At 58.0% G+C, this 8,721-nt stretch carries 8 protein-coding genes; 4 read left to right on the top strand and 4 right to left on the bottom strand.

Translation table 11 applies throughout. From position 1 onward, the window contains the following. The 4 genes from ABYV26_RS15095 to ABYV26_RS15080 all read left to right on the top strand — a co-directional run. Positions 1-1,263, top strand: a 1,263-nt coding sequence (locus tag ABYV26_RS15095) for an efflux RND transporter permease subunit (protein ID WP_372682185.1), incomplete at its 5' end; no start/stop codon positions are given. Continuing rightward, positions 1,260-2,255, top strand: a complete 996-nt coding sequence (locus ABYV26_RS15090; RefSeq protein ID WP_372682184.1) for a calcium/sodium antiporter — start codon at positions 1,260-1,262, stop codon at positions 2,253-2,255. The genes ABYV26_RS15095 and ABYV26_RS15090, both read left to right, overlap by 4 nt. Positions 2,256-2,556: 301 nt before the next feature. Next, entirely contained in the window at positions 2,557-4,215 is a 1,659-nt protein-coding gene (locus tag ABYV26_RS15085; protein WP_372682183.1) for an adenosylcobalamin-dependent ribonucleoside-diphosphate reductase, read from the top strand. 184 nt (positions 4,216-4,399) lie between these two features. Next, positions 4,400-5,968: an FAD-dependent oxidoreductase gene (locus ABYV26_RS15080; protein ID WP_372682182.1), complete on the top strand. Its 1,569-nt coding sequence runs from the start codon at positions 4,400-4,402 to the stop codon at positions 5,966-5,968. Between the two features lie 55 nt (positions 5,969-6,023). Here the strand turns inward: ABYV26_RS15080 and ABYV26_RS15075 are convergent, their stop codons facing one another. From ABYV26_RS15075 to ABYV26_RS15060, 4 genes are all read right to left on the bottom strand, one after another. Continuing rightward, positions 6,024-6,563: a hypothetical protein gene (locus ABYV26_RS15075; RefSeq protein ID WP_372682181.1), complete on the bottom strand. Its 540-nt coding sequence runs from the start codon at positions 6,561-6,563 to the stop codon at positions 6,024-6,026. 37 nt (positions 6,564-6,600) lie between these two features. After that, entirely contained in the window at positions 6,601-7,230 is a 630-nt protein-coding gene (locus ABYV26_RS15070; protein WP_372682180.1) for a hypothetical protein, read from the bottom strand. Positions 7,231-7,238: 8 nt separating this feature from the next. Beyond that, on the bottom strand, positions 7,239-8,255 hold the full coding sequence (locus ABYV26_RS15065; RefSeq protein ID WP_372682179.1) for a C39 family peptidase: 1,017 nt from the start codon (positions 8,253-8,255) through the stop codon (positions 7,239-7,241). Then, the coding region (locus ABYV26_RS15060; protein ID WP_372682178.1) for a hypothetical protein at positions 8,221-8,721 on the bottom strand (501 nt) is incomplete at its 5' end. The genes ABYV26_RS15060 and ABYV26_RS15065, both read right to left, overlap by 35 nt.

The following is an 8,721-nucleotide window of genomic DNA, read 5'->3' as shown; positions in this document are numbered from 1 at the left end:
ATCGCCAAGCGGGTGCGGCCGCCGCTGCAGGCCATCGCCGACCGTTACGGGGCGCGGGTCAAGGTGGCCGAAGTACCTCCCGGCCCACCGGTACTCTCCACCCTGGTGGCCGAAGTGTACGGCCCCGACTACGACCGCCAGCGGGAGCTGGCTTTAAAAATCCGCGAGATTTTCGAACAGACCGACGGGGTGGTGGATGTGGACTGGTATATGGAAGAGGAGCAGATCCGTTACCAGATCGAGGCCGACCAGGAAAAGGCCGCCCTGCACGGCATCAGCGTGGCCCACATCACCCAGACCCTGCAGGCCGCCCTTTCCGGTTCCAAGGCCGGCCTGCTGCACCAGTCGCAGGAAAAAGAGGATGTGGCCATCGTGCTGCAGCCGCCCTTGGCCCTGCGGGCCGGTCTCGACCTGCTCAAGGCCATCAACGTCACCGCCGCCGACGGCCGCATGGTGACGTTGTCAGACCTGGTGACCGTACGGCAGACCCCGCTGGACCGTAGTATCTACCACAAGAATCTGATGCCCGTGGTCTATGTGATCGCCGATGTGGCCGGCGCCAAGGAGAGCCCGGTATATGCCATCCTGGAGCTGCGCAAGAAGATCGACGCCATCACCCTTCCCGAAGGCTACCGCATCGCCCAGCATACGGCTGCCCTGCCCGAGAGCGACCAGCGATTTGCCATGAAGTGGGACGGTGAGTGGCATATCACCTACGAGGTGTTCCGGGATCTGGGCATTGCTTTTGCCGTGGTGCTGGTGCTGATTTTCGTACTGGTAGTCGGCTGGTTCCAGTCTTTTTCCACGCCGGTAGTGATCATGGTGGCCATTCCCTTTTCGCTGATTGGCATCCTGCCGGCCCATTGGGCCATGGGGGCTTTTTTCACGGCTACCTCCATGATCGGTTTTATCGCCGGCGCGGGCATCGTGGTCAGAAATTCCATTATCCTGGTGGATTTTATCGAGCTGAGACTGGCAGAAGGCGCGCCGCTGGATCAGGCTGTCATCGATGCCGGGGCGGTGCGTTTCCGGCCCATGATGCTCACGGCTGCCGCCGTGGTGGTGGGCGCCTCGGTGATCCTTTTCGACCCCATTTTCCAGGGCCTGGCCATCTCTTTGATGGCCGGCGAGGTGGCCTCGCTGCTCTTTTCACGCATGACGGTGCCGATCCTCTATTTCCTGGACAAGCGTTGGGAATTCGCCCACGGGCATGGTGGAAGCGGGGGCGTGGAAAGAACGGCTGAAGGCAGTTTGCGCTCATGATCATTCCTTTGCTGTTGATGCTGGCCGGGTTCGTCGCTCTGATCAAAGGAGCCGACCTGTTTGTGGATGGTGCCGCGCGACTCGCCAGGGGAATGCATGTGTCTCCCATGGCCGTCGGCCTGACCGTGGTGGCCTTCGGCACCTCGGCCCCCGAACTTTTCGTCAACATATCGGCCGGGATCAGCGGCAACACCGACCTTGCCCTGGGCAACGTGGTGGGCAGCAACATCGCCAATATCCTTTTAATCCTGGGCATTACGGCGCTGGCCCGTCCGCTGACCGTTTCGAAAGGGACCGTGTGGAAGGAGATCCCCTTCAGCCTGTTGGCAGCGCTGATGCTTTGGATTCTGGCCAGCGACGTCTATATCGACGGTGCCGTCCGCTCGACGATCTCCCGGTCGGACGGCCTGGTGCTGCTGGGGTTCTTCGGCATCTTCATCGCCTACACGGCATCCATTGCCTTACCGGTTGCCGGCCTGCCGGACGTCAGCCCGGCACCGGCTGAGAAGGCGGCGCGGATTGCCCTGAAAATGATCGTCGGCTTTTGCGGTTTGCTGTTCGGGGGGCGATGGATCGTGGACAGCGCTGTCATCCTGGGGGACCTCCTGGCCATTCCCCGGGCCGTCATGGGGTTGACGGTGGTGGCGGTCGGGACTTCCCTGCCCGAACTGGCCACCTCGGTCATGGCCGCCAGGCGGGGGGATGTCGAGATTGCAGTGGGCAACGTGGTCGGTTCCAACATCTTCAATGTGTTTTTTATATTGGGTGTCAGTGCGGTGATTCGGCCGCTGCCCTTCAACCCGGCGGCCAATGTGGATATGGGCGTGTTGATGGCCGCCAACATCCTGCTGTTCATCTTTATGTTTACCGGCCGGTTGCGCATCATGGACCGATGGGAGGGGGTGCTGGCCCTGCTGATTTACGCCATCTACATCGGTTACCTGCTGCTTCCCCTCTTCTATCCCGGCATCCCGGCGGGATCAGGCGATTGATCGCAGATGAAACTGCGTGAAATCGTGATTATTTTATTTTTCATCCTACTGACCGCTGCATCGCGGGCGAAATAAACCAAACCCTGTTTGGACGCGAACAACCAGGCCTGGAAGGTGATGAACTCGTAAAAAGTCGCATTTCCGACGGATTCGTAAAAAGCCCGAGATCAAGGCTTGCGAATCCTGAGAATACCGCTATCGCGGGTGCCGTAGGCAGCGTACTTGAAGGTACGCCGCAGTGACGAAGGATGAAGCGTAACGCAGATATCCGGTTTTTTACGAATCCGTCAAAGGTGGATCCATGAGCATCGATCATCTCACCCCGCTGGCCGGGGAAGTTTTTAAAAAACGTTATCTTGCCCGCAACTACCGGGGAGAGACCATCGAAACGCCGGCGGATGTGTTTTCGCGGGTGGCACGGGTGGTGGCCGAAGCGGATCGGCTCTTCGACGCCGGCGCCTCAGTGCGGGCCACGACCGATCGCTTCGAGGCGGCCATGACGTCGCTCTCCTTTCTGCCCAATTCTCCTTGCCTGATGAATGCCGGCCGGCCGCTGGGGCAGCTGGCCGCCTGTTTTGTGCTGCCGGTGGAGGACCACCTGGAGTCGATTTTCCAGAGTCTCAAGGATGCGGCCCTGATTCACCATACCGGCGGGGGAACCGGATTCTCCTTCAGCCGGCTGCGTCCCGCCGGGGACACCATCTTTCCCGCATCAGGGGTGACCGGTGGTCCGGTGTCGTTCATCCGGCTGTTCGATGCGGCCACGCACCTCATCGACCGCAACCGCATCCGGCCCGGCGCCAACATGGGCGTGCTGCATGTCAGCCACCCGGATATCCAGGCGTTCGTCGAGGCCAAGCGAGATCGTAGCCAGCTGTGCAATTTCAATCTTTCCGTGGCCGTGGATGACTTCTTCATCGATTGTGTAAAAGCGCGTGGAGACTACCCGCTGATCCACCCGCGAACCGGCGCCGAAGTGGCTCGGGTGCCGGCGGTCGACCTGATCGGCTTGATGGCGCAAAGCGCCTGGGAGACCGGCGATCCAGGCATCCTGTTCATCGACCGCATCAACCGGACCAATCCCACCCCCCAAATGGGGTCGCTGGAGGCCACCAACCCATGCGGTGAGCAGCCCCTGCTGCCCTACGAGTCCTGCACGCTGGGTTCCATCAACCTGACCCGGATTCTCGACGGCGGATCCATCGACTACGGGAGCCTGGAGCGCCTGGTGCACCTGGCGGTTCATTTTCTGGACAACGTGGTGGAGGTGAATCGCCACCCAATACCCCGTACCGGGGAAGGGAGTCGGATGAACCGAAAGATCGGGTTGGGGGTCATGGGCTTTGCCGACATGCTGATTCTTCTCGGCGTCTCCTACCAGAGTGACCAGGCGCTGCAGCTGGCCGAAGAGATCATGTCCCGGATCCAGCAATATGCCGAGGCAGCCTCGGCCGAGTTGGCTGCCAGCCGGGGAAATTTTCCCGCTTTTCAACAGAGCGTGTTTCCTGCCAGGGGGGTCAAGCGAAGGCGCAACGCCACCCTGACTACCGTGGCCCCCACCGGCACCATCAGCATCCTGGCTGGGGTGAGCAGCAGTGTCGAACCCGTTTTCGCCTTTGAAGTCCGGCGTCGGATCGTGGATCAGGTCTACATGGATGTGCACCCCATTTATGCACGCTACCACAAGGAGGGGCGTGAGATAGACAAGCGCATCTTTCAGACCGCCTGGGATGTATCCCCGCACTGGCATCTGAAGATCCAGGCCGCTTTTCAGAAATATACGGACAATGCCGTTTCCAAAACGGTGAACCTGCCCGAATCCATCACGGCAGACGAGATTCGCACCCTCTTTCTGGATGCGGCCGACATGAACCTTAAGGGTATCACGGTTTATCGCGATCGCTCCCATCCGGATCAGGTGCTTTCCGCCTGCTCAATGAAAAACGAGGAGTGCTCATAATCGCGGAGGACAGAGGGCCGAGGACTGGGGGCTGAGGCGGGAACGAGTAATTGTGGCAGTGTGGGAACGGATTCCTGCAGCGTGTTATGTCTCAAAATCTCTTGAACCCTTGGCCCCTCGGATCCTCGAACCCTTTTGACGAGTTACCTGAATAGACGCTTCTATAAAAACCGAGGAAATGCTCATGAACCGGAAAAAATCCATCGAAACCATCGACAGCTATGACGGGTACTGGGACGTCCTGGTGATCGGCGGTGGCGCCACGGGCTTGGGGTGCGCGCTGGACGCGGCGTCAAGGGGATACAAGACCCTGCTGGTGGAGCAGCACGACTTTGCCAAGGGCACTTCCAGCCGCAGCACCAAACTGGTTCACGGCGGCGTTCGCTACCTGCAGCAGGGCAATATTTCACTGGTTCTCGAAGCTCTTCACGAGCGGGGATTGCTGATGCAAAACGCACCGCATCTCGTTCAGAACCAGGCGTTTATCGTGCCCAACTACGAGTGGTGGGACGGTCCTTTTTACGGAGTGGGACTGAAGGTGTACGACCTGTTGGCCGGCCGGCTGGGCCTGGGCCCCTCCAAGTGGCTGTCCAAGGCGGAAACACTCAAAAGAATTCCAACCCTGGAGCCGGACCAGCTGCGCGGTGGTGTGATTTATTATGACGGTCAGTTTGACGATGCCCGACTGGCCGTCAACCTGGCCCAGTCAATCGAGGACGCCGACGGCGTGCCCGTCAATTACATGCAGGTGACCGGCCTGACCTACTCGGGGAAAATGATCGACGGCGTAACGCTCAAGGACACCATCGATGGCGGGAAGCGCCAGGTCCGCGCCCGGGTGGTGGTCAATGCAACGGGAATATTTACCGACGACATCCTGCGCATGGATCAGCCCGCCGCGACACCGATTATCACCCACAGCCAGGGCGTTCACCTGGTGCTGGACAAACGGTTCCTCAAGGGAAACACGGCCATCATGGTTCCCCAGACTGAAGACGGGCGGGTCTTGTTCGCCGTACCCTGGCACGACCGGGTGCTGGTGGGTACGACCGACACGCCGGTGGATCGAGCCAGTCTCGAGCCCCGTCCCCTCGAGGAAGAGATCGCGTTCATCCTCAAGCATGCCGCCCAGTATATGCTGGAGGACCCCACCCGGGAAGATATCCTATGCGTGTTCGCCGGCCTCCGCCCGCTGGTGGGGGAGGGAGAGGGTAAAAAGACCGCCGCCATCTCTCGCGACCATCACCTGGCGGTGTCCCAATCGGGCCTGGTGACCATTACCGGCGGCAAATGGACCACCTACCGCAAGATGGCCGAAGACACGATCAACCAGGCGGCCCTGATTGCCGGCCTGCCGGAAAGCGAATGCCGGACGCGCAAGCTTCGTATTCACGGGTGGCTGAAAAACATGAATCCGGAAGACCCCTTGTGCGCCTATGGCTCCGATGCGGTTTTCATCCGGCGGATCATCGATGCGGACCCTTCCATGGGTGAAAAGCTGCACGACCGTCTGCCCTATGTCAAGGCGGAGGTCGTCTGGGCCGTTCGCCATGAGATGGCTTTGACCCTGGAGGACGTCCTGGCCCGCCGCACCCGCTCCCTGATCCTGGACGCTGCGGCCAGCATGGAGGCCGCCGCTGCCGCGGCAAACCTGATGGCAAGGGTACTGGGGTTGGGATCCCACTGGTGCCAACTGCAGGTATCTGAATTCAAACGGGTGGCCGGGGGGTACCTGCCGGATGGATGCGGGTAAGATTGGCCGTCGGTGTCAACCGGCAGGGCTGATTTCGCGGCCCAACACGGCCATTTTACGAGGCGCTGAGTTCACGAAGGTTTTTTATGTCGTTGAATAGAATGATCTCGATCAATCTGACGGTGCGTTCAAAATCGGCAAAACATATGCCGCCCAATACACTTTGAAAGTAGAAGTATTGGATTTGTCCATTGTCGAAGTTGACATAATACTTGCCAATGGTGCGTGTCCCGTTGAGTTCGGTCAGTTTTTGAAACAGCAGGATCAGACGGTCGGGGTTGGGAGGCACAGCGGCCAGATCATGGCATTCGATCTTCAATAACCGGTCATTCGGGTTTAACAGGGCGGACAGCTTGATGATTTCCTCGGTGCGTTTGTCCTTGATGATAAACGCCAATCCTTCTAAGTCCTTCTCCCTGAATGGCCTCGCTTTCGTGTAGCCCAGCTTGTTGAGGTACGCCTGAACGACCTCCAATCTGGCTGGCTGGTGGCGAAGCTCAGGCGGTGTTTCCTGCGGGAATACGCTGCTGTAGGTTAGCACGGTTATCATGGCAGACAGGAGGAATACGATTGTTTTTTTGCATCTACAGGCCATTTCTGCCTTCCTTTCATGAAGCGGAATCAGTCCGTGATCATTGTGCGTCCAAAAAGCGCGGGAGCAGTCCCGATGCCTGGGTTTCGCTGGCAAAGTTATAAATCGAAATGTTGATGGTCATGTTGTTGGTTATCACATTGTAGCTGCCGGGTGACTGGCTGATCTGGAAAATCCCGCTGGCCCCGTCGAAGTTCCCCACATAGGCGCTGATATTGGCCCCATCCACTTCAGCGGTCTCGATCAGGGTTCCTTGGGGCGCCGTGTCCGTGCTGTCCGGTCTCGTACCATTCAAACTCGATTGCGAGACGGCCGCTTCGATAAGTTCCTGGGGTACGTTGTCGTTGCCGGAAAAGATTTTACCGGAGAGATTGCCAAGCTTATCAAAGATACCGGAAAAAGAGATGCCAAAGCTGATACTGCCGATACCGCCTCTGATTTCATTCAACTCTTCGTCCGTCAAATGAATAGCACTGGAAGTGATGAAGCCGCCCCTGTAGAAAGAGGCGGCAATTAAACCATCCCGGGCAATGCTGTGGTTGCGATTCCCCGTGGCGGCAACGGTCTGGAAATCACCCTCAAATGCGTTGGCGACCGCCGCGCCTAGCATCAACACGAGGCCGGTGGTTGCAACTATTCTGGGGTAAATGAATTTTTTGTTTGTTTTCATAGCGCCTCTTAAAACTCACCTGATGTGAAACCGGCAAAGCCTGCGGAAAAAAGATCCTTCATGCGCATGGCTGCCAATACCGGGGCGGAAAGGGTGGTTTCCATCGGCAGTGGGGTCCGGTTTTGCATGTTTTTGGTGGCTACGATGAATATCACTTCGTTCCAATTCTCTTCGAATGTCTTCAGCGGCATGGAACGGTTGCCGTAAGCCGGATCGGCGATATACGCCTTGCCGTCATCGATCCCTTTCAAAACGACAAAGTGTGAATAACTTCCGCTCTTAAAGAGAATAATCACCGGTATCTTGAGTGTGCTGAGCTTCTTGAGATCGACTTTGTATCCGTCCGCCAGATAGCCATGGTCAACGGCAAATTTTTTTAAGTCCAGCAGTGAAAACCCTTTTTTTTGAATTTCATTTGCGTCTCCGCGCGCGAGGATGTGCTTGATGATATCCGCTTCGTCTACCCGGTGGTCGAAAAAATAGTTCAAGATGGTGGCCAACGCTGCCGCACCACAGCTTAAATCGTATCGTTGGGGGATGACATGCGTGTACCGGGCCTCTCTTAAACTGACCACTTTTTTGGTGACATACATGCCATTGGGCAGACGGATCGTCGTTACACTGCCCCTTTGGCCCGGCTCGCCCAATCGATCATTGCGTTGGTGCCCGGTAGCGGTGCTTTCAGGACTTTTTTGACCGGGCAGGGCCCCGGCGGCTTGCCCAGAAGCTTGTTTTTTTTCCGGGGTATCTTTTTCCGCTGGCGTCGATCTGCTCTGGTTGCGCTTCAGTTTGTCCATCCATCGCTGGACGGCGGCATTCAACGCTCTTTTGTTCGTGTTCTCCGTTGACGAATCCGCTTTCTGCTCACTTGGCTTGACCAGGGAATGGAGGCCCGCGCAACCTGCCATCAAGACCAGCCCGACGAGCAGCAGCCCCGTCAAACCCAAAACAGAGACGTGGCGGAAAACGGCGGTAAAGCCAATGCCGCTGCTACTCCAGGTTGATTTGTCGAAACGAAATGGCAAGGTTGTTCTCCTGAATGTTTACGCTGCCGGAGGCCTGGCTGACCTGGTAAATTCCCCGGCTGCTGCTGAAGCTGTTGGTGATCATGTCTTCGAGAACCCCCACCGCTTCTTCCTCGATATCGCTGTTGGTGGCACGGGTGCTCTGGAGCTCCGCGTCACTGAGTGCCGCCCCGCCGCCGACGACCACGATGGCATGGTTCCCCTGCTGATTGAGATTGCCTGCGGACTGGTTGATCCCGACAAGCACCGTGTTGTCCTGAAAGGAGCCGTCCAGCAAGTTTCTTCTGGCGGATACCCCGCTCTCGGTGAAGGTGACAAAATCCAGCTCAGACGTCTGGTTAATGCCGATGTCGAAAGTGGCCTCCGGTTGGTCGGACAGATAGAAGGCTCTGATATTGGACTGATGGACCAAATTCCCCGAACTCTGGTTGACGCTGATGATTCCGGTGTTGTCCTGGACTGCGTT

The sequence above is a fragment of the Desulfosarcina sp. genome (genome assembly GCF_041551955.1).
In the GTDB taxonomy this organism is placed as follows: domain Bacteria; phylum Desulfobacterota; class Desulfobacteria; order Desulfobacterales; family Desulfosarcinaceae; genus Desulfosarcina.
The sequence above is the reverse complement of the archived record's forward strand: the minus strand, read 5'-3'. Positions and strand labels throughout refer to the sequence as shown.

Bases quoted from the DNA above. Each gene is read 5' to 3' on its own strand.
- ABYV26_RS15090 (WP_372682184.1), top strand. From the start codon at position 1,260: ATGATCATTCCTTTGCTGTTGATGCTGGCCGGGTTCGTCGCTCTGATC.
- ABYV26_RS15085 (WP_372682183.1), top strand. From the start codon at position 2,557: ATGAGCATCGATCATCTCACCCCGCTGGCCGGGGAAGTTTTTAAAAAA.
- ABYV26_RS15080 (WP_372682182.1), top strand. From the start codon at position 4,400: ATGAACCGGAAAAAATCCATCGAAACCATCGACAGCTATGACGGGTAC.
- ABYV26_RS15075 (WP_372682181.1), bottom strand. From the start codon at position 6,563: ATGGCCTGTAGATGCAAAAAAACAATCGTATTCCTCCTGTCTGCCATG.
- ABYV26_RS15070 (WP_372682180.1), bottom strand. From the start codon at position 7,230: ATGAAAACAAACAAAAAATTCATTTACCCCAGAATAGTTGCAACCACC.